This window comes from Serratia sp. CoH_122_TC_1 (genome assembly GCF_058191755.1).
The window spans coordinates 145,432-167,787 of the sequence record NZ_JBXWLA010000003.1; the positions used below are offsets into that span (position 1 = coordinate 145,432).

The window sequence follows — 22,356 nt, forward strand, 5'->3', positions numbered from 1 at the left end:
AGCCATCACCCTCTCTTTTTATTCGCGTTGCCGGCCATCGGAGGCAATCAGGCGTTGGTACCAGTCAAAACTGCGTTTCTTGATACGCCGCAGATCTTTCAGATCCTGCTCACCCCGGTTTACATAGATAAATCCATAACGTTTGGCGTAGCCCTGATGAGTACTGACCACGTCTATCGCTGCCCACGGGCAATAGCCGATCAGTTCAACGCCATCGTTAATCGCCAACTGCATCTGCTCAACATGCTGGCGCATAAACTCAATGCGGTAATCGTCGTTAATTGTACCATCGGCCTGTAGCGCATCGGGGGCACCAATACCGTTTTCAGTAATTAATATGGGTAAATGATAGCGTTCAGCGGTTTTGCGTAATGTCAGCCGCAACCCAACCGGGTCGATCACCCAGCCGTAACGGGTTTTGCCGACGAAAGGATTCTCTGCCGCCCGATAAACCCCCGGCTCTCCCAGCATGATTTGTTGATCGCCCGCACGCGCACTGACGTCTGAAGCATCGCCACGGCTGGCGGCAATGGTCGCGGTAGAGTAGTAGTTTATCGCCACATAATCCGGCTTCCCCTGCAGCAACAGCGCCGCGTCGCCTGGCGCCATCTGCGGCGCTAATTCGCGGTCCAGTAAATAACGCCAGGCCAGAGGGTTATAGCGGCCATGCACGGCAACATCCAGGAAGCTCCAACAACGCAGCGTCTCCCAGTTATGGGCGGCGATAGCGTCCAGCGGATTGCAGGTTTCCTGATACATCGAGGTCGTGTTTATCGCCGGACCGATTTTAGCGCCCGGGCAACGCTGGTGACATAACGCCATCACGCGGGCCTGAGCCACCAGCATATGGTGGCTTTGCTGATACAGCACCCGTTTGGATGGCAATTCGCCCCCTTTGGGCATGCCAATGGCGCCTGGGTGCAAGATCATGGTGTTTTGTTCATTGATGGTCAGCCAATACTTCACTCGGTCACCAAAGGCGTTGAACAGCACACCGGCATAATCGACAAAGGCGTCGATAGTGTCTCGATTGGACCAGCCGCCCTGTTGTTCCAGTATGTAAGGCAAATCGAAGTGATACAGCGTCACCACGGGCTCTATGCCATAACTCAACAGCTCATCAATCAACTGGCGATAAAAATCCAGCCCGGTGGCGTTGACCTCGCCGGTGCCATTAGGCAGCACTCGCGTCCAGGCAATTGAAAACCGATAGGCCTTTAACCCGAGTTCGGCGAACAATTTTACGTCCTCGCGGAAGCGGTGATAGTGATCGCTGGCAACCTTAAAATCGGCCGTCTCTTTGGGATGATCGAGCATATCCACAATCGATGGGCTTTTGCCGCCCTCGTTCCACGCGCCTTCCACCTGATAAGCCGAGGTGGATGCCCCCCACAGAAAGTCTGCGGGGAAATCATTCAGTCGTTGATAAATCATGCCTGCTCCTGCTGCGCATTATTAAGGCTGATGATAGGTTGCCCAAAGCCCACCGCACCCGGCCTACGGCAACTCAGCTGCGGAAAGTCTTCGCTGTTGACCACCAGTATCGGCGTAGTCATGTCATAGCCCAGCCCGGTGATCGCCGCCAGATCAAAGCGCACCAGTTCATCTCCCACCTTAACGCGGTCGCCAATTTTCAAGCTTGAAGTGAAATGCTGCCCCGCCAGATTGACGGTGTCGATACCGATGTGCACTAACAGTTCGGCACCGTTATCGCCCTTGATACCGACCGCATGTTTCGACGGCAAGAAGGTCATAACCTCTCCGTCCAGCGGCGCACGCAATACCCCTTCCTGTGGCCGTACCGCAACGCCCTGGCCCAATAATCCCTGAGAGAAAACGTCGTCATTCACCTGATCCAAGGCCACAAGTTGACCGGACATCGGGCTTAAAATCTGCTGTTCACGGCCGCTGAGTGGCTCTGCCGCCTTGGCGTCTTGCTCATCAACCGGATCCTCAAAACCCAGGATCCAGGTCAGTGCAAAGGTCACTACAATCGCGATAGCGCAGGTGACCAACGCATGGACGATATTCATCGGGTTTTCACCGATAAAGGCTGGCAGCGCCGCTAACCCAGGGGAGACAAAGGCATAGCGAACCAGCCCGCTGAGTCCGGCATAGATACCTGCACAACCCCCGCCGATCATCGCCGCAATCAGTGGTTTGCGCAGTTTGAGCGTAACGCCATACAGCGAAGGCTCGGTGATGCCCAGCAGCGCAGTAAAACCGGCAGAAGACGCCAGTTGGCGCAGGTTTTTATTTTTCGTGCGGAAGGCCACGCACAGGGTCGCCGCGCCCTGTGCAATGTTAGATGCCAGCATACCGGGCCCATTGATCATCTCGAAGCCGTTCTTACTCAACTGCCCGGTCGCAATCGGCGTCATGGCCCAGGCAGTGCCGGTGATCACCAGAAACGGCTGTAACCCCCCCATCAACATCGGAATCAGCCAACTCGCTTTACCATCAACGATCGCCGCACCGGCCGCAACCAGGTCATTGAGGAAAATACCGAATGGCCCCACCACCACTAACGCCAGCGGTGCGGTAACCAACAGGATAATCATTGGCTTAGTGAAAAATTTGATCATCGTCGGTGAGACTTTCTCGGCAAAACGTTCGATATAAGACATCAGCCATACGGTGAAAATAATCGGCAGCACTGAGCCGGCGTAATCCGCCAAGCGCACAGGAACACCGACAAAATCAATCGCAGTGCCTGCCGCCAGCATCTGCGCCAGATTCGGGTGCAGCAACACCCCGGCGATGGTCATTGCCAAGATCGGGTTACACTCAAACTTGATCGCCGCACCGTAAGCCAGCAATACCGGCAGGAAGAAAAATGCCGCATCGGCAATGGTGTCCAACAAATGGTAGGTCGGGCTGGCAGCGTCTATCGCCCCGGTCAGCTTGAGGATCGCCAACAGTGCCTTAATCATCCCCGCGCCAGTGATCGCCGGGATCACCGGCGTGAACGTGGTAGAGATCACACTGATGATCCGCGACATCACCCCGCCCCGTGCCGGAGATGTTTTTTCGCTTTGACGGCCAGAGAGCTCGCCAATTTCTTTTTGTAGCGTACGGAAGGTTTGCTGCACATTATTGCCAATCACGATCTGAAACTGGCCGCCGCGCTCCACCACGCTGATCACGCCCGGCAGAGCCTCAATGGCCTTCGCCTCTACCTTGCTGTCATCGTTAAACTCCATACGCAGGCGGGTGGCGCAGTGTGTCAGTTTGCTGACATTGCCCTTGCCACCGATCCGCGCCAATATTTCTAGCCCCAGCTGTTTGTAATCCATCATGTTTCCCCGGTAAAAAACAAAAAAAAAGACCAAAATCAAAATGCGCCTCATCACAAGGAGAGGTGCATTCCTATTTTGGTCTTGCCTGCCGAAGCAGTAACACGCCGTAATAAAAATGTCTGGCGATCGCTAAGATCGCGGCGAAAGTATCGTCACAGTTGTGATTTTTCGGCAATAGCCTGCGTCAATCTTTGTGATTAACATCACTCATTTTCTGAAATGCACGGCTGTGTTGTCTGCATGCCCTACCTTAGCGCTGCCGCGGTTTAATTAACCGGTTAAAATAACATCAGCAATAAGAAAAACACCTTGATGGATTAAATTTGTTTATTATTCATTTAATAAAAAACGAAATTAAACTGGTAACGAGGGATTATTATTTTAAAACAAAACCAATAATTACAACCCCACTCAATTGGTAACACAAACAAATAAATTATTCGCTACGAATGCAGCTCAACCCACTATGATTTAACCGTCGCCGAACATTTTAACGCGGCAATAAACGCCTGCAGTCAATAAACAAACCAATAAACACGCCGATACTTCGGCAATACTCAATATATTGGAGAAATTATATGTTATCGCGTCGTGATATATTAAAAGCCTCTGCGGTAAGCGCAGCGGCAGCCAGCGTCATGGGGGCTATGATTAAATCCGCCAGCGCCGACGAACATCGCAATATTGTCCCACCCAGTACTTTCCAACCCGCCGCCGATGCACAAAACGTTTATAAGTATGTCTTTGCCAACAGTAAGAAACGCAGCCTGCCCAAGGGGTGGGCCAGAGAGGCCACCGTCGAACAATTCCCGATTTCTGAAGGCGTCGCCGGGGTAGATATGACATTGGAACCGGGCGGCGTACGTGAGCTTCACTGGCACGCCATTGCCGCCGAGTGGGCATTTATGCTGGAAGGCCATGCGCGCATTACCATCATCGACCCGGACGGAAAGTGTGAAGTGGCGGACTTTGGCGCTGGCGACGTCTGGTACTTCCCCAAAGGCTATGGGCACTCGATACAGGCGCTGGCAGACGGCGCACACTTTGTCTTAACCTTTGATAACGGTCATTTTTCCGAATTCGGTACTTTTAGCATTACCGACTGGGTAGCGCACATGCCTAAAGAGGTGTTGGAAAAAAGCGTTAATATGCCTGCATCGGTATTTTCCAAAGCCAAACAGGGTGAAGCCTATATTGTCGGCGGCGCAATTCCGCCGGCGTTGCCCCTTCCCACCCAAGATGGCGGATTGAATAACGCCCCGCTGGCCCATCGCTATGAATTAATGAAACAAAAACCTTTCTTTGAAAATGATGCAGGCAGCGTTCATTTGGTGTCGTCAAAAGAATTTCCTATTTCAACCACCATGACCGGGATTATAGAAATCGTCAAGCCTGGTGCAGTGCGGGAATTGCACTGGCACCCCAACGCCAATGAATGGCAATACTATATTTCCGGCAAGGGTCGCATGACGGTATTTAGTTCACACGGTCATGCGCAGACATCTGAATATGCACCGACCGACGTCGGTTATGTCCCGCAGGGTTTTGGTCACTACATTGAGAATATGGGCGATGAGGATCTTAAGGTGTTAATTGTACTGGATAACGGCATTTACCAGGATATTTCGCTGTCTGACTGGCTGGCAAAAACGCCGGCCTATCTACTGGCTGATAACTTCAATAATCAGATTGCCGACTGGCAAGATCGCCCCAAGGATAAACTGGTGATGTCCCGCCGCAGAGGTTGATGGATAGCGAGGGGGTAACCCCCTCGCCAACGGCTACTGCTTGCGCTGTTCCGCGACCTGCTTGGCCGTTACCTTCCCTTGTTTTTCACCAAACTGACCGACGACGTAGTTAGCTACCGCAGCCACTTCCTCATCCGAATATTGGGCCCCAAAGTCCGGCATAAATTCGTGCTGCTCACCGATACTGATACGCGTACCTTTCAGAATGGCCTGCACCACGCTGCGGCCCTGGGGATCGTTGACTGCGGTGCTGCCAACCAACGACGCATATTTGCTCTGGCGGCCCGTACCGTTCCACTGGTGGCAACCACTGCAATCCCCCGCAAATAAACGGCGTCCCAGTGAATCTTCCTGCCCGCCCGGCAATATCGCGCTGGACGACGTTGCCCCCTTCGGCTGCAGATTGACCGCGCTGGCACTGTCGGTGGCGATAGGCTCGATATTGCGCAGGTATTTCACCAGCGCCCGATTATCCTCCGGCGTCAGGTACTGCAGGCTGTTCTCTACTGCTTCCGCCATCGGGCCAGAAGCGCTGCTGCGGCCTTCCGCATGACCGGTTGCCAAATACTGCGACAGTTGCTGCTCGCTCCAGCCCCCAATACCTGTTTGTGGGTCCGGGGTAATATTGGCGGCAAACCACCCCTGGATCACCTCACCGCTAAGGTTTTTGCTTTGATTGATGCCAAAGCCCAGGTTGCGTGGCGTGTGGCATTCGCTACAGTGCCCCAGCGCCGTGGCCAGGTAAGCCCCACGGTTCCACTGTTCATCCTGATTCTGGTTGGGTTCAAAACGTTTCTCATTGAAAAATGCCAGGTTCCAGAACTTCATGCCCCAGCGTTGGTTAAACGGAAACGACAGCCCATTTTCCGGGTTGGCTTGCTTCACGGGCGGCAAGCTAAACAGGTAGGCTTTGATCGCCAATACGTCGTCGCGGCTCATCGCAGTATATGAGGTGTAAGGCATCGCGGGATACAGATTCCCCTGTGGCCCAACCCCCTCACGCACAGCACGCACAAACTGATCGTCACTCCAGCCACCGATGCCGGTTTCTTCGTCGGCGGTAATGTTGGTGCCATAAATGGTGCCGAACGGCAGTTTAAAGGCAAAGCCACCGGCAAAAGGTTTCCCGCCTGGCGCCGTGTGGCAAGCCACGCAGTCGGCGGCACGGGCAAGATATTCACCGCGAGCCAGCTTATCGCTCATCCCTGCCGGGGCTCCGGCGATAGGGGCTGTGGGCTCGGGGCCAACCGGGCGTAACAGGGTATAGATCGCGTAACCGCCCGCTATCACCACGATTACGACAATCAACCATAATAGCCATCTCAGGGCGTTGCTCATGGGTTTCTCCCTTAATCCAACGCCTTGGCGGCCTGGTGGATGGCAGCGCGAATGCGCACGTAGGTAGCGCAGCGGCAAACGTTGCCACTCATCGCCGCGTCAATATCGGCATCGCTCGGATTTTTGCTCTGTGTCAGCAGGGCACTGGCACTCATAATTTGACCGGATTGGCAGTATCCACACTGCACTACGTCCAGATTGACCCAGGCCGCCTGCACCGCTTTGCCTGCCGGCGTTTCGCCGATCGCTTCGATAGTGGTGATTTTCTTGCCCTCAGCGGCTGAAACCGGCGTCATGCATGAACGCACCGGCACACCGTCCAGGTGGACAGTACAAGCACCACACATCGCAATGCCGCAGCCAAATTTGGTGCCCGTCAGGCCGGCTTCATCACGTAAAAACCACAGCAGCGGCATGTGGGGATCGCCATCAAACGTCAGCGGTTGGTCGTTCACGGTTAAAGTTATCATGCTGTTCTCCTTGATCAGACGCTGGCGTCGGGGTTAGGTCGATGAAATGGCAGACTAAGCGAAGTCCGCGGCCGCCCGAGCAACGCCAACGCATTGCCGACCGCAGGTGCAATCGTGGGGACACCGAGTTCCCCTACGCCAGTGGGTTTCTCCGTTGAAGGCACAATAATCACGTCTATTTCCGGCATTTCATCAATGCGCAGTGGGCGGAAATTGTTGAAGTTGGATTGCTCAATCACGCCATCTTTCAAGGTGATGTTGCCGTACAGCGCGATGCTCAGGCCATAACCAATTCCCCCCTCAATCTGTGCACGAATCACATCGGGGTTGACTGCCACACCGCAATCCACCGCACACCACACTTTGTGCACTCGTGGAATACCGCCTTCGCCGATAGAGACCTCGGCTATCTGCGCCACCAGCGTATCGAACGCCTTGGCAACACCGACGCCACGCGCACGCCCCTCCACCACTTTCGCACCTTGCCAATTGGCAGCTTTGGCCACCGCACGCAATACCCCTGCCTCACGCGGCGCATCTCCCATCAACGCCAAGCGCCCCTCGACCGGATCCTGCCCGGTCTCTTGCAGCAGTTGATCGATAAAGCTTTCCACCGCGTGACCGGTATGGGTACTGGCGACCGATCTCAGTGACGTCGTCGGCACCTTACCCGGCACGATATGCGCGTCGCAACGGAAACTTTCAAAGCTATAGGGCACCTCACTGGCACCTTCAACCATCATCTGATCGAGGCCGTTAACCACCAGTGCCGTCATCGCGCTGTTAAGCGTCCAGGAATGGCCGACGATGGTATCGCTCCAGGCCACCACCTTGCCGCCACGGATCGCACCGCGCATCCGATGCAAGATCATCGGGCGGTACCACCCATTGCGAATATCATCCTCACGCGTCCAGACCACCTTCACGCCGTGGCCTGGGCCAATGGCCTTGGCCGCCGCCGCCATATCCGCTGCCAGATCCGGCCCCAGCGTTGGGTTACCCAAATCAATACGTCGCCCAAAACTGCCGCCAGCCAAAATGGTTTCAATTTCTACTTTGTCCGGCGGCAGTTGGAACAGATCGCACAGCTGTTTATGATCGAGGGTTTGGATCTGGCAGCCGTATCGCGCCTTGACGCTTTCGCCATCCCAGAACAGGTAACCGTCCAAGGGTTCCATCGGCGCATGAGCAACGTACGGGAAGGTGTATTCCGCCTCGATGACCTTATCGGCTTTATTAAAAGCGTCATCCAGATTGCCGTGGCTTTTCGCCACGACGCCGGCCTTTTGGGCCACCTGCCGAAACTCGGCAAAGATCTGTTCTGTGTTGCGGCGTTCGGCCTGCGAGTCATCCCACTCCACCTGCAATTTTTCGCGTCCCTGGATCGCCGCCCAGGTGTTTTTGGCGTACACCGCTACGCCGGTATCGGTCAGTTTCACCGTAACGACGCCCGGCACCGCCAGCGCCTTGCTGGCATCAAACGAGGCCACCTTGCCGCCAAAGCGCGGCGGCTTTTTGATGGTCACCGTCAGCATGTCCGGCTCATGAATGTCCTGCGTAAATTGTGCCGTGCCGTTGGTCTTCGCTAGTGAATCCACCCGGTGCAGGCCGCTGGCCTTGCCGATCAGGGTAAAATTGGCGGGGTCTTTCAGTGTCAATGTGGCGGGATCGGGTGGCGGCAGTTGGCTGGCTAACAGGGCAAACTCACCGAAGCCTGCTTCACGCCCACTGGCAGCATGGCGGATCTTGCCCGCCTGCACGGTAATTTCCTGCGCTGATGTTTTCCAACGTTGCGCGGCGGCCTGAACCAGCATCGCACGCGCCATGGCGCCCATGCGGCGCATCTGCTCGTAAGCATTGGCTACCGAGCTGGAACCCCCGGTGCCCTGGAAACCGAATGACAGGTTTTTGTAGACGTTGGTGTCAACCGGCGCGGCAACCACCCGCACCTGCGCCCAGTCGGCGTCCAGCTCTTCTGCGACCAGGGTCGCCATGCCGGTGTACACGCCCTGGCCCACCTCGGTGTGTTTACTGATTACGGTGACAATCCCTTCCTGGTCGATCTGCACGAAGGCATTGGCTGCATGAGGATTGTTTTCAGGCGCGGAAGCAGAGGATGAGCGGGCCAGAGCGCCGGTAGACGGCAGGTAGGCTCCGATCACCAGCGCACTGGCGCCGACGATAAAACGCCGCCGGGTAAGCGGGACTTCGGGTAGATTCATTGCTCATAGCTCCAAAATGCCGATCAACCTTAATCAATGCGGCGAAATCATTCTTTTTATGCGCACCGTCTGCATGCACTAGCGCGACAGGCTAATAGTTAGCGTAGTCTATTATTTTGATTGTTTAACATTCGAACGCGGTTTTCTGTGGTGGATTTGTGCTGTGTCTTGCGCGGGGATTTCGGCCCCCATGCTATAAATGACATCTTTCTTCATTACATTCACGAGTGTGAACGCCATGTCGCAACCCAATAAAAAGTTTCGTTTTTATCGCCCGTTGAAAAGCCTAACCCACACCTTTGGTGACCAATGGTTTGCGTTGAAGGCGGAGGCCTTTGCCCGCTTTTTCGGTACACCGACGTTTTTGGTCGGCCAGACCGTCGTCGTTGCCGTCTGGATTTATCTCAATCTGGCAGGCTTCACCAAGTTTGACCCCTATCCATTCATTTTGCTGAACCTGGCATTCAGCCTACAGGCCGCTTATGCCGCCCCGTTGATCTTGCTTGCACAAACCCGGCAGGCCGAGCGCGATCAGGCACATGCTCTGACCGATGCTCAACACCGTGAGGATTTGGATGAGGCCATGGCGCAAAGGCAAACGCTCGCTGCCCAGCAATCTGATCAGTTACTGGCGCTGTTAAAACAAAACACAGAATTAACCGCCCTGACGAAACAAATGGCAGAGCGCATTGAAAACCTGGCAATTCAGTTGGCAAACCGGGATCGCACCTAGCGCAGTGACTTTCCTGGTGCAAAAGTACGCGGCCATTTTCCTGTATTGCACCAATGAGCATCAGGCGGCTGCCTGATACCGCGCCAGCGCCCTGTTTACGGGCTGGTATGGAAATTGCTTCTCCTCAGCATGGCTTATGAAGGAGAAGAACATGAAAGCAATCGTCATTGGCGGCGGCATTGGCGGTCTGTGTACTGCCATCGCATTGAAGCGTTGCGGCATCGACACCGAGGTGTTTGAAGCCGTCAAAGAGATCAAACCGGTTGGCGCTGCAATTTCCATTTGGCCCAACGGCGTTAAATGCCTTAATTATTTGGGGATGAAAGAACCGTTGCGGGCGCTCGGCGGTGCCATGCACTACATGGCGTATCAGGAGTATCGGCACGGCCAGACGTTGACGCGCTTTAGCCTGGAGCCGCTCATCGCCAGCGTCGGCGAACGCCCTTACCCGGTAGCCCGCGCCGAACTGCAAGCGATGTTGCTCGAGACCTACGGCCGGGATCAGGTGCGTTTTGGCAAGCGCGTCAGTGGCATTGAAGAAACGCCGGAAGGCGTGACTGCCTGGTTTGAAGACGGTAGCCAGGTCAGCGGCGATTTCCTGATCGCCGCCGATGGCACCCATTCCGTCATTCGCCCGTATGTGCTGGGCCATGGCGTTGATCGCCGCTACGCCGGTTACGTCAACTGGAACGGGCTGGTGACCATTGATGAATCCATCGCGCCAGCCGATCAATGGACTACCTTTGTTGGCGAAGGCAAACGCGTGTCGTTAATGCCGGTATCCGACAACCGTTTCTACTTTTTCTTCGACGTTCCGCTGCCCACCGGGCTGGCGGAAGATCGCAGCACCGCGCGTGCCGATCTACAGCGTTATTTCTCTGGCTGGGCCGAGCCGGTGCAAAAACTGATTGCGGCGATCGACCCCAACACCCTTAACCGCATAGAAATCCATGATATCGAACCTTTCGAACAACTGGTTCGCGGTCGCGTGGCATTATTGGGCGATGCCGGGCACAGCACCACACCGGACATCGGCCAAGGCGGATGCGCGGCAATGGAGGACGCCGTAGTACTGGCGATTGCCTTGCAGACAAATTCACTGGGTATTGAAGATGCGCTGCTGCGCTATCAGGAAAAACGCGGCTATCGCGTGAAGGATTTGGTGCTGAAAGCCCGCAAACGTTGCGATGTGACTCACGGCAAAGAAATGGAGATCACCCGCGGGTGGTACGAAGAGCTGAAAACCGAAACCGGCGAACGCATTCTCTCTGGCATGAAAGAAACCATTATGGGCGGGCCGCTGGCCTGATTCTATCCTCTCTAATAAGGACACAAGCAAGCTTGTGTCCTTAATGAATGGCCCTTTCTGGTATTACTTGTCTTTCAACCCACGATTAATCAGCATGGGTTCGATGCTGGGTGCTTGACCGCGCCAGTCGATATACAGTTTTTCCAGATCCTGGCTGTTGCCACGCGACAACACCATGTCGCGGAAACGCTGGCCGTTCTCGGGGGTCAGGCCACCGTGTTCGGTAAACCATTGGAAAGCATCATCCGCCAGCATTTCTGTCCACAGATAGGCGTAGTAACCAGCGGCATAGCCGTTACCCCAGATATGTTTGAAGTAACTTGAGCGATAGCGTGGCGGCACATAGCTGAGATCGATTTTGTCTTTTTGCAGCGATTCGGCTTCGAACTTGTCCACGTCCTGTTGCGGTTGATCAGCACTCAACATGTGCCAGTGCATATCCAGCAGCGCCGCAGACAGCAGCTCGGTCATGTCATAGCCTTTGTTGAATTTGTCGGCCTTTTTGATTTTGTCGACCAGTTCTTGCGGCATCGCTTCCCCGGTTTTGTAATGCTTGGCGAAGTGCGCGAACACTTTAGGATCACTGGCCCAATGCTCGTTGAACTGTGATGGGAATTCAACAAAGTCACGCGCCGTGTTGGTGCCGGACAGGCTTGGGTATTCCTGATCGGCGAACATGCCGTGCAGCGCATGACCAAACTCGTGGAACATGGTGATCACATCATCATACGACAACAACGCAGGCTGGCCTGGCGCAGGTTTGGTGAAGTTGGCAACATTGTAAATCACCGGTTTGGTGCCTTTGAGCTTCGACTGTTCGACAAAGTTGCTCATCCAGGCACCACCGCCTTTGTTGTCGCGCTTAAAGAAGTCGGTATAGAACAATGCCAATGATTTACCGTCTTTATCGAACACTTCATAAACCCGCACGTCCGGTTGGTAAACCGGGATATCTTTGCGTTCTTTGAAGCTGATGCCGTACAGCAGATTCGCAGCATAGAACACGCCGTTGTTCAGCACGTTATTCAGTTCGAAATAAGGTTTGATCTGCGACTCATCAAGGTCGTATTTTGCTTTACGAACCTGTTCTGCATAGAACTGCCAGTCCCAGGCTTCAACCTTAAATCCACCTTTCTGCTGGTCAATCACAGCCTGAATGTCTTTGGCTTCACGTTCTGCACGAGCGGTCGCCGCAGGGACGATGTTACGCATAAAACTCAGCGCGGCATCCGGTGTTTTGGCCATCTGGTTTTGCAGTTTCCAGGCTGCGTAATTCGGGAAGCCCAGCAGTTTGGCCTGTTCAGCCCTAACCTTGGCCAGACGAGCGATTGTCTGGCGAGTGTCGTTAGCATCGCCTTTTTCTGCCCGGTTCCAGGACGCATCAAACAGCGCTTTGCGGGTATCACGATCCTTCAGGCTTTGCAGTTCTGGTTGCTGGGTGGTGTTTTGCAGCACCAGCAACCACTGTTTATCCAGCTTACGTTCGCTGGCGGCCTGGGCTGCGGCAGCCAGTTCGCTTTCCGACAGGCCGTCCAGCTTGCCTTTATCGGCGATCGCCAGCGCACCCTCTTTGGTTGCGGCCAGCAATTTGTTGGAGAACTGGGTGCTCAGCGTAGCCGCTTCCTGATTCAGCGCCTTCAGCTTGGTTTTATCGGCGTCGGACAGATTGGCCCCCGCCAGCTCGAAGTTCTTGTAGGTCACTTCCACCAGTCGGCGAGATTCCGCATCCAGTTTTAGTGCGTCACGCTGTTCATACACAGCCTTGATACGGGCAAACAGTTTGCTGTTAAGCATGATGGCGTCGTCCAGCGCCGCCAGCTTCGGTGAGCTTTCTTCGTCCAGCTTCTGTAACGCGTCGCTGGTGTTGGCCGAGGTCATGGCCCCAAACACGTTCATCACTCGCGACAGCAATGCGCCACTTTGCTCTAGGGCCACAAAGGTATTTTTAAAATCAGGCTTGGCCGGATTGTTGGCGATCTTCTCCACCTCCTCCAGTTTTTGCTTGATACCGGCGTCAATCGCCGGCGCATAGTCACTTTCTTTGATCACATTAAACGGTGGTGCCTGGAATGGCAGGCGACTTTGGTAGAAGAACGGGTTTTCGTTCTTTTTGTCGTGCTGGTTGGCTTCGCCGGTCACGGTAGCCTCCTTTGCCTGGCCGCTTGGCAACGCGCTATGATCCGCGTGCGGGTTGGTCTCTTCTGCTTGTGCCTGTGTGCCCAGCGCCATGCCGATCGCCAGCACCAATGTCGATAAACGCATCAAATCGAAACTCCTCCATGTCCACAGAAAATTGTTGCGGGGAGTTCGTCTCCCCTTGAGTCACATCCTAGCTTAGGCGCAGTTGGCAGTTTGAGCAAAAACAAGTGATTAGGGAGCTTAACCACTAGCCGATGGACATTTCAAATTTGGCTCTATCACACAAATAGTGGTGATCCATCGGCGTTATCCACGGCTGCTACTTCAATATGCCCTATCACCCGACGTTAGCTGTACCCATTCACCGCCGCCTTAATATTATTGCCGAAATTTCTCGCATGATAATGAATTTCTTAAATAGCATTATTGAAATATTCATTGTCGCCGATGCGGTAATTTTAGCCATTAGTATTTTATTCCGCACTGACTAAAACCCTGTTCTTTTTCGTTAACTCAATGGTCTTTAATGAATTTTAACCAACTGTATTTAAATGGATAAAAAAACTCAACAAGCTGTATAAAATTATTATCTATGTTTTATTCATTAACTTCGTAAGATGAAATTCAGCATCGACTCTGCGCCGACGCCATTGAGTTTTTAATCAAATATAACGATTTCATGGTCGTTTATATCAACGATTCACTAATGCCAAGTTAATGAGGTGTATTGAATGACACAGGCTCGTATTCCTTCTTGCTGGATGCTGACATCGATATTTACCCTGCTCACTCCAGCCTTGTCGTACGCTAATGGTTCTGAGCTGGTCGCGGTCAGCCCTCAGTACGACACCGCGCATGTATATGTTGAACACGGCAAAATGGACAACTTCGTAGACAGCATCGTGAAAACTTTCGGTGGCACCGTTACAAAACGCGTATTAGCTGATGTCACACCAACTCCGAGCCAAACATTTTCCCAGTTGATACTGACCCCCTCAGGTACTTTCTCGGTATTCGATTTCCAAACGCCGATCCCTTATCCATTCGGGACAGAGCGCAACGGCTTTCTGGTAAAAAACATGGATGAAGCCATCAAAAAAGCCAAGGCTTCAGGTGCCGATGTATTGGTTGAACCTTTCGATGACCCAATTGGTCGTGATGCGATAGTACAATGGCCAGGTGGCGTCAATATGCAGCTTTACTCTCATACCAAGGCTCCGAATTACAAACCGCTGTCCTACATTCCGGAAAACCGTATTTATCTCTCTTCTTATCGGGTAAATACTTTTATTAAAAGTTACCAAGCATTTTCTCATGGGAAAGTGGTCAGTGACACTCAAGTTAACGACCAGGTAATTGGTCGTAATGGGCAAAAAACTATTCGGGAAGTCAAGCTGGACTCAGCCTTTGGCAAAACTCGCATATTTGTCACGAATGGCTACTTGCCTTATCCCTTTGGCCATGAGCGGACCGGATATGCCGTAGCCAACCTGCAAGACACGCTCAGAAAAGCACGCGCCAGCGGTGCCAAGATTCTCTGGAATAGTAACCCCGCAGAAACAAAAAGCGCGGCACTGGTTGAGTTCCCCGGGGGCTATATAGCTGAAGTTCACCAATCTGCACAGTAATAATGACACTTTCTCTCACCGCACTACGGTGCGGTTTTTTGAGCATAAAAAATGAAATTACCCTTTTATTTAGTGTTTACGCTAGGTTTACCCATCGCCTCTGCGGTGGCAGCGCCATCCCCGTCCTGGAAGAATATCGACCTAGGCGACAATAGGCTTTTGTCATTTGATGGTTCGCTGCGCGAACGCTACGAATGGACCGATCGCCGCGATCTCGGCGTGAACGGCGCCAGCCGCGATGACATTTTCATGCAAAGGCTATTGATCGGTAGTCGGTTTGACTATACCGACTATTTTAGTGCATACATCCAAGTCGGTTCATCGTTGGCCACACCCCGCGAGCAAGGGCGCAAACCCACCGATGAAGATCATGCCTATTTGGGACAAGGGTACATAGACCTGAAGTTGCCCACCCCGTACGGTGAAGGCACACTGCGCGTAGGACGCCAGGAAATACCTTTGGGGGCACTGCACCTAATGGGAACCCGTGATGGGGCTAACGTGCGTCGCGCCTTTGACGCAATACGTGCCAGTTGGCAATGGGACACGAGTCGGCTTGATGCCTTTATCGGTCATCCCATTACGCTGAAAGAAGGCAGTTTTGACGACAGTACCGACAACAGTCAAAAAGTTTGGGGTATCTATGGCACCACGCCAGTCACCGCGTTCAACTCCTCAGTGGATGTTTACACCTTTGGTTTTGAACAGCAGAACGCCCACTACACGCAAGGGATGGGGGAAGAGCGGCGCTACACCCTCGGTGCTCGTTTGTATGGTCATGCAAACAACGTTGATTGGGATAATGAAACCGCCTATCAGTACGGTCAATTTCAGCAACATGACATACGCGCCTGGTCTGTTTCTAGTCATGCCGGTTATACCATTGAAAGCTGGCCTCTCAAACCAAGATTCGGCGGCAAAGCTGGCATCGCCAGCGGCGACAAAAACCCGCATGACGGGCAACTCAATACCTTCAATGCCATGTACCCTAAGCTGCCCTACCTGACCGAAAATGGCTTGGTCGCGCCAGCCAACCTGATCGACCTTCATCCCTCTATCACCCTGACACCATGGGAAACGGTATCGCTGGATCTCAGTTGGGACGCCATGTGGCGTCAGAGTTCGGCGGATGGTTTCTATCTGGGGCCCATGAGACCGGTCAAAGACAGTGAAAAAGGCAGTCGGTTTATTGGCCATCAGTACCAGATCGAAACCCTCTGGACCCCGGAGAGTTGGCTGCAATTCAAGGTCGCTTACGTCTATTTCAACGTCGGACGCAGCCTTGAACAGAACGCCGGTTTGAAAGACATGAACTTCTTTCTGGCCCAAGGTACCTTCAGTTTTTGATCTGGCCTGTAAGAAACAAACATGCCGGAGGGGATGCTTTTTACCTGCCATAACAGGCAATGATCTCCCCGGCTACCGCCACCGCAATTTCCGCTGGCAGCTTGCCTTTCACGTCCGGCAGCCCCAGAGGGCAACGCATACCGGCAATCGTCTGTTCACTGATACCGCGCTGGCCCAGTTTATATTCGAAGCGTTTGCGTTTGGTCAGTGAGCCGATCAGGCCGAAGTAACCGGCATCACCACGGCGTAAAATGCGTTCTGCCAGCGCCAGGTCTAATGCGTGATCATGCGTCATGACGATGAAATAACTCCCAGCCGGCATGGCATCGACCATCTCCAGCGGGTCTTCACAGATCTGTTGTTGAACCCCCTCCGGGATCAGCGCAGGAAACTCCGCAGCACGACCATCCACCCAATGCACCCGGCACGGCAGTGTGGCAAGGATGGTCACCAACGCCCGGCCCACGTGTCCTGCGCCAAACAGCGCAATCTGTGGTCGAGGGGGTATCAGGGGTTCGAACAGCACGTTGGTGGTTCCACCGCAGCATTGTCCCAGCCGAGCCGCCAGAGGGAAGCGCTCCAGTCGCAGCGTGGCAACGCCCTGCTTGAGCATGTCTCGGGCGATCGCTAACGCCTGAAACTCGAGATGGCCACCGCCAATGGTATTCACCGCCCGTTCCGCGGTTACCAGCATTTTGGTTCCACGGTTACGCGGCGTGGACCCCAACTCATCCACCAGCGTCACCAGGATGCAAGGCTCGCCACGCCGCCGCTGCTCGGCCAAAGCCTCAATCCATTCATCCATTGCCGTTCTCCCGCGCCAAGTTAGTGACAATGTCACTATTCAGCATCTGCTGTACGCCCCACAGCACCCGCTCTGGCGTGGCCGGTGCGTCAATGTTGGGCTGCAGGCGGTAATCCGCCAGGCTGGCCACCGCGTCTTTGATGGCACACCAGACCGAGATCCCCAGCATGAACGGTGGCTCGCCCACCGCTTTGGAGTGGAACACCGTGTCCTCCGGGTTTTTGCGGTTCTCCAGCAGCGTGACGCGCAGATCGGCAGGCACATCGCCAATCGCCGGGATTTTGTAGCTGGCCGGCCCGTTGGTCAGCAACTTGCCCTTGTCATCCCACACCAGTTCTTCGCTGGTTAGCCACCCCATACCCTGCACAAATCCCCCTTCCACCTGACCTATGTCGATCGCCGGGTTCAGTGAGTCGCCCACGTCGTGCAGAATATCGGCACGCAACAGCTTATATTCACCGGTCAGGGTATCGATGACGACTTCCGCGCAGGCCGCACCGTAGGCAAAGTAATAAAACGGATGGCCGCGGGCCTGGTCGCGATCGTAGAAAATCTTCGGCGTGCGGTAATAGCCGGTGCTGGCGAGTGAAACCTGGTTGAAATAGGCCTGCTCAACCACCTGTTCAAAGCTGAAATAGTGCTCTCCTACCTTGACCTGACCATTATTGAAGGCGATCTGCGCGGCATCGACACAATGCTGTTTGCTGAGCATGTCGATCAGGCGTTGCTTAATGGTCAAGGCGGCATTCTCCGCCGCTTTGCCATTCAAGTCTGTGCCTGACGACGCCGCCGTTGGCGAGGTATTGGGTACCTTGCCGGTATCGGTGGCGGTGATTTGGATACGCTCAACCTCGACCTGGAACACTTCTGCGACAATCTGTGCCACCTTGGTGTTCAACCCCTGGCCCATTTCGGTGCCACCGTGGTTGAGTTGAATACTGCCGTCGGTGTAAATCAGTACCAGCGCCCCGGCCTGGTTGAGGAAGCTGGCGGTAAAGGAGATGCCGAACTTCACCGGCGTCAGCGCCAGCCCTTTCTTCAAAATCGGGTTTTGTGCGTTGAAGTGCCGAATCGCCTGACGCCGCGCCTGATAATCGGCGCTGTGTTCCAGTTCAGCGGTGATCTCTTGCAGCAGATTCTGCTCAACCGGCTGATAGTAATGAGTGACATTGCGCTGTTCCTTGCCGTAATAGTTGGTTTTGCGCACCGCCAGCGGATCGTCCCCCAGATAGCGGGCAATATGATCCATGACCTGCTCAATTGCCATCATGCCCTGCGGGCCGCCAAAACCACGGTAGGCGGTATTGGATGCAATATGGGTTTTACATCGGTGCCCCGTAATCAATACATCCTGCAAGAAATAGGCATTATCGGCGTGAAACATGGCACGATCGACGATAGACCCCGAAAGATCGAGCGAGTAACCGCAGTTGCCTGCCAGGTCGATTTTCACGCCGTGCAACAATCCGTTGTCGTCAAAGCCGACGTCATACTGGATATAAAACGGATGACGCTTACCGGTAATCAGCATGTCGTCACGGCGATTAAGCCGCATTTTGACCGGTCGTCCGGTGAGATGCGCCACCACGGCACATAAACACGCCGGGCCTGCGGCCTGCGTTTCTTTGCCACCAAAGCCACCGCCCATACGACGCATGTCGATAGTCACTTTGTGCATGGGCAGATTGAGCACCGCAGCGACCAGTTTTTGTATTTCTGTCGGGTTCTGGGTCGATGAATAGACCAGCATGCCGCCGTCTTCGACGGGCAGCACCGAGGCTATCTGGGTTTCCAGATAGAAATGCTCCTGTCCCCCAACGTGCAACTCACCCTGAATACGGTGCTTAGCTTGCGCCAGTGCCCCCTCGACATCACCCCGTTGATGATGATGGGCCTCCTGTACCACAAAGCCATCTCGCAGGGACTGCGTGACGTCCAACTGGGCGGGTAAATCCTGATAGGTTACGCTGACCGCCTGCGCAGCGCGCCAGGCGGTCTCGGGATCGTCCGCCGCCACGACCACAATCACCTGCCCGACGTATTCCACCTCCTCTTTCGCCAACAGCGGATCGCCGTGGGTTAAAGGTGCGATATCCAACTCGCCCGGCACGTCCTGCCAAGTGATCACCCGCACTACACCGGGAAAATCGTAACAGGCAGACAGATCCAGTTTTTCTATACGGGCATGCGCCCGTTCGCTCAGCTTGGCCGCCAGATGCAACTGGTTGGGAAACTCCAACCGGTCGTCAATGTATTGTGCTTCTCCGCTGACGTGTTTGTCGGCGCTTTCGTGTTTACGGCTCCGTCCCACACCGCTGGTCAATGACTGACGGAAGCGTTCGGCCAGTTGCGCCTGCGTCTGTTCGCTGTATTTGCGATTACTCATGGGCAGTCACCTCGATCGCCAGCTGTGGCTCGGTCAATGCGATGAAATAGCGACGCAGCAGATTTTGCGCCACCAGCAAACGGTAGGCGCTGCTGGCACGAAAATCGCTCAGCGGCGTAAAGTCTTGTGCCAACGCCTGCGCAGCCCGTTCCACCGTGGCGCGCTGCCACGGCTGCCCCACCAGTTGCTGTTCACTCAGCAAGGCGCGTTTCGGCGTTGCCGCCATGCCCCCAAACGCCAAACGGGCGTCACGAATGACACCTTGGTCAAGGGTGAGATTGAAGGCACCGCAGACCGCAGAAATATCATCTTCCAGCCGTTTAGAGACCTTCCAGGCGCGGAAATCTGCCGGCGCGCTGGCTGGCAACAGGATATTTTCAATAAACTCTCCCGGCTGCAATGCGGTCTGGCGGTAGCCCAGGAAGAAGTCGTTCAACGGCAGTTCACGACGCGCCTTACCGCAGCGCAACGTCAGCTTCGCATCCAGCGCTAACAGTAACGGTGCACCATCACCAATCGGGGATGCGTTGGCGATATTGCCGCCCAAGGTGCCCTGATTGCGAATTTGTTGCGAAGCAAAACGCCCCAACAGTTCGTCAAAGGCCGGGTGATAGCTGGCCAGTAGCGGGTATACATCGCTTAACGTCGCCCCGGCCCCGATGATCAGACGCTCATCCTGCCAACGGACGCGCTTGAGCGCGTCAATCTGCCCAACGGCGATCATCAACGGGATATCCTGATGACGCTGAGTGACCTCCAGTGCCAGGTCGGTACCGCCGGCCAGCAGTTTGGCCTCGGGGTGTTGCTGATACAGCGTCGCCAGTTCATCGAGGGTTTGTGGCAACAGGCAGCGTTTGCCCGCGGACGCCACCAACGTCGCTGGGCCTATCGCCTGTAAACGCTGTCGCGTTTGCGCCTGGTCGCGTTCGAAACTGTCGGGCGTTTTGGTATTGCAGGCCTGCTGCGCCGCGGCAAAAATCGGCCGATAGCCGGTACAACGACACAGATTCCCAGCCAACGCGTGCTGCGCCTGTTCAGGCTGATAGCTTTCACTGTTTTTTTGCAGACAAAACATAGACATGACAAATCCCGGCGTGCAAAAACCGCACTGTGAGCCATGACAGTCAACCATCGCCTGCTGCACGCTGTGCAACGCCCCCTGCTGTTTAAGATCCTCTACGGTGATCAGCTGTTTGCCGTGCAGCGCACTGACGAAAGTCAGGCAAGCGTTAACGCTGCGATAGCGCAATTGTTTGCCGTCCGGCTCCGCCAGGACGACAGTACAGGCGCCACAGTCACCGGAAGCGCAGCCTTCTTTGGTGCCGCAGCGGCCGAGATCGCGACGCAGATAGTTCAGCACCGTCGTGTTGGGATCGAGCGCTGTTTCACTTTTCAGCGTTTGATTAAGCAGAAACTGGATCATGCAGCCTCCTGGTGCGTGGTTGGCCGATAGACCACTTTACCGTCGACGTAGGTACGGTAAACGTTGCGATCATCGCCCAGCGTCATCAGCACAAAAAGTTGTTCCGCTAACTCGCGGCTGTTCTCATGGCGCAGCTTCTGCAACGGTGACACCGCAGGATCCAGCACCACAAAGTCCGCCTCTTTGCCAATGTCAAAGTTGCCGATTTTATCCTCCAGCGACAGTGCCCGTGCACCGCCCAGCGTGGCATGGTAAAACGCCTCGCAGGCGGAGAGTTGATAGTGCTGCAACTGGCCAACCTTATAAGCCTCACCCAGCGTTTGCAGCATATTGAACGTGGTACCGGCGCCAACGTCGGTGCCGATGCCCAGTTTCACCTGTTTTTGCCAAGCCTTTTGCATATTGAACAGGCCACTACCAAGGAACAGGTTGGAGGTCGGGCAAAAGGCGATCGCCGAGCGGGTCTGGCATAGACAGTCCCACTCTTGCTCTTCCAAATGCAGGCAATGGGCGAAAACGCTCCGCTCCCCGGTCATTCCATACTGATGATAAACATCCAGATAGCTGCGGCTGTCCGGGAACAGTTCTTTCACCCATGCCACTTCATCCAGGTTCTCACTCAGGTGGGTGTGCATATAGGCATCAGGAAACTCTTCCCGCAGCCGTTGCACCTGTGCCAACAGGGCCGGTGTGCTGGTAGGGGCGAAACGCGGTGTAATGGCATAACTCAGCCGTTGCTTACCGTGCCAGCGTTCAATCAACGCACGTGTTTGTTGGTAACTCTCCTCCGGGGTTTCCAACAGGGCGTCCGGGGCGTGGCGATCCATCATCACCTTGCCGGCGATCAAACGCATATTGAGTGCTGCTGCCTGACTGAACAAGGCTTCTACCGACTGCGGGTGCACAGTGCCAAATACCAGTGCCGTAGTCGTGCCATTGCTTAGCAGTTGTTGTAGAAAAAACGCCGACATTTTGTCGGAATGCTGTTCACAGCAAAACTGGCTTTCTGTCGGAAAAGTATAGTTTTTCAGCCACGCCAGCAGTTGATCGCCATAGGCACCAATCATTTCGGTTTGCGGATAATGAATATGGGTGTCGATAAAACCCGGCACGATCAGTTTGTCACGGTAATGGGTAACCTCGCACCCCGGCGGCAATAGCGACTCCCCCTGCTGCCAGCTACCAAACCAAACAATGGTGCCTTCATTCAGCAGAATTAATCCGTCAGGAAGATGGCGTAATTGCCGACTCAACTGTTGCGGGTTATCCACGCAGGCAGTGATATCAAAGAAATTGCCACGGATCGCCGTGGTGAATGGGATGCTCATTTTACTTTCCTTCTCTACAGACCCGCGCACAACACCCGGCTGAGTCAATTCAGGCCAGGAAGTGGTCGCGGTTTTTTTATCGATCGCAGGTGTTGGTTTAAGAATAGCAATCAGCGTGCCAATGGGTTTTTTATTGATGATTTCCATTTAAAAACAAAGCGATAAAAACAAGTCGTTCAAT

The 22,356-nt window shown here is 54.4% G+C and carries 15 protein-coding genes; 5 read left to right on the plus strand and 10 right to left on the minus strand.

Translation table 11 applies throughout. From position 1 onward, the window contains the following. Nucleotides 1-18 precede the first annotated feature (18 nt). Together AC2FC2_RS05080 and AC2FC2_RS05085 are read right to left on the minus strand one after the other, a co-directional pair. Nucleotides 19-1,434 carry a glycoside hydrolase family 1 protein gene (locus tag AC2FC2_RS05080; RefSeq protein WP_490658879.1) on the minus strand — a complete coding sequence of 472 codons (1,416 nt, stop codon included), beginning with the start codon at nt 1,432-1,434 and terminating at the stop codon, nt 19-21. Next, a complete protein-coding gene (locus AC2FC2_RS05085) occupies nt 1,431-3,296 on the minus strand; it encodes a beta-glucoside-specific PTS transporter subunit IIABC (protein WP_490658943.1) in 1,866 nt (621 codons plus the stop codon). The genes AC2FC2_RS05080 and AC2FC2_RS05085 overlap by 4 nt, the downstream gene beginning before the upstream one ends. A 581-nt stretch (nt 3,297-3,877) precedes the next feature. On the opposite strand from AC2FC2_RS05085, the gene AC2FC2_RS05090 reads away from it, so the two are divergent. Then, entirely contained in the window at nt 3,878-5,047 is a 1,170-nt protein-coding gene (locus AC2FC2_RS05090; RefSeq protein ID WP_404759659.1) for a cupin domain-containing protein, read from the plus strand. 33 nt (nt 5,048-5,080) lie between these two features. Here AC2FC2_RS05090 and AC2FC2_RS05095 read toward each other — a convergent pair whose 3' ends face one another. From AC2FC2_RS05095 to AC2FC2_RS05105, 3 genes are read right to left on the minus strand one after another with little or no spacing between them, the layout of a single operon-like run. After that, nucleotides 5,081-6,385 (minus strand): c-type cytochrome, encoded by a 1,305-nt coding sequence (locus AC2FC2_RS05095; RefSeq protein ID WP_490658880.1) that lies wholly within the window; start codon nt 6,383-6,385, stop codon nt 5,081-5,083. A gap of 11 nt (nt 6,386-6,396) precedes the next feature. Continuing rightward, nucleotides 6,397-6,855, minus strand: a complete 459-nt coding sequence (locus AC2FC2_RS05100; RefSeq protein ID WP_209633236.1) for a (2Fe-2S)-binding protein — start codon at nt 6,853-6,855, stop codon at nt 6,397-6,399. Between the two features lie 14 nt (nt 6,856-6,869). Continuing rightward, on the minus strand, nt 6,870-9,077 hold the full coding sequence (locus AC2FC2_RS05105; RefSeq protein WP_490658881.1) for a xanthine dehydrogenase family protein molybdopterin-binding subunit: 2,208 nt from the start codon (nt 9,075-9,077) through the stop codon (nt 6,870-6,872). A gap of 238 nt (nt 9,078-9,315) precedes the next feature. Here AC2FC2_RS05105 and AC2FC2_RS05110 point away from each other — a divergent pair, with 238 nt between their 5' ends. Together AC2FC2_RS05110 and hpxO are read left to right on the plus strand one after the other, a co-directional pair. After that, a complete protein-coding gene (locus tag AC2FC2_RS05110; RefSeq protein ID WP_037414954.1) occupies nt 9,316-9,810 on the plus strand; it encodes a DUF1003 domain-containing protein in 495 nt (164 codons plus the stop codon). 151 nt (nt 9,811-9,961) lie between these two features. Then, complete coding sequence (gene hpxO, locus AC2FC2_RS05115; RefSeq protein WP_490658882.1) at nt 9,962-11,119, plus strand: FAD-dependent urate hydroxylase HpxO; 1,158 nt, start codon at nt 9,962-9,964, stop codon at nt 11,117-11,119. A 63-nt stretch (nt 11,120-11,182) separates the two neighbouring features. Here hpxO and dcp read toward each other — a convergent pair whose 3' ends face one another. Next, the gene (dcp, locus tag AC2FC2_RS05120; RefSeq protein WP_490658883.1) at nt 11,183-13,381 is read right to left on the minus strand and encodes a peptidyl-dipeptidase Dcp; all 2,199 of its coding nucleotides are present in this window, start codon (nt 13,379-13,381) and stop codon (nt 11,183-11,185) included. A 608-nt stretch (nt 13,382-13,989) separates the two neighbouring features. Here dcp and AC2FC2_RS05125 point away from each other — a divergent pair. Next, nucleotides 13,990-14,886 (plus strand): VOC family protein, encoded by an 897-nt coding sequence (locus tag AC2FC2_RS05125; RefSeq protein WP_490658884.1) that lies wholly within the window; start codon nt 13,990-13,992, stop codon nt 14,884-14,886. Nucleotides 14,887-14,937: 51 nt separating this feature from the next. Next, on the plus strand, nt 14,938-16,233 hold the full coding sequence (locus tag AC2FC2_RS05130) for an alginate export family protein (RefSeq protein ID WP_490658885.1): 1,296 nt from the start codon (nt 14,938-14,940) through the stop codon (nt 16,231-16,233). A 40-nt stretch (nt 16,234-16,273) separates the two neighbouring features. Here the strand turns inward: AC2FC2_RS05130 and xdhC are convergent, their stop codons facing one another. The 4 genes from xdhC to guaD are packed head-to-tail and all read right to left on the minus strand — an operon-like array spanning nt 16,274 to nt 22,175. Then, the gene (gene xdhC / locus AC2FC2_RS05135; protein WP_490658886.1) at nt 16,274-17,038 is read right to left on the minus strand and encodes a xanthine dehydrogenase accessory protein XdhC; all 765 of its coding nucleotides are present in this window, start codon (nt 17,036-17,038) and stop codon (nt 16,274-16,276) included. After that, nucleotides 17,031-19,424, minus strand: coding sequence for a xanthine dehydrogenase molybdopterin binding subunit (gene xdhB, locus AC2FC2_RS05140; RefSeq protein WP_490658887.1), 2,394 nt, complete (start codon nt 19,422-19,424; stop codon nt 17,031-17,033). The genes xdhC and xdhB overlap by 8 nt, the downstream gene beginning before the upstream one ends. After that, nucleotides 19,417-20,847: a xanthine dehydrogenase small subunit gene (xdhA, locus tag AC2FC2_RS05145; RefSeq protein ID WP_490658888.1), complete on the minus strand. Its 1,431-nt coding sequence runs from the start codon at nt 20,845-20,847 to the stop codon at nt 19,417-19,419. Before xdhA ends, xdhB begins: the two co-directional genes overlap by 8 nt. Next, complete coding sequence (gene guaD, locus AC2FC2_RS05150; protein ID WP_404759675.1) at nt 20,844-22,175, minus strand: guanine deaminase; 1,332 nt, start codon at nt 22,173-22,175, stop codon at nt 20,844-20,846. Before guaD ends, xdhA begins: the two co-directional genes overlap by 4 nt. Between the last annotated feature and the right edge of the window lie 181 nt (nt 22,176-22,356).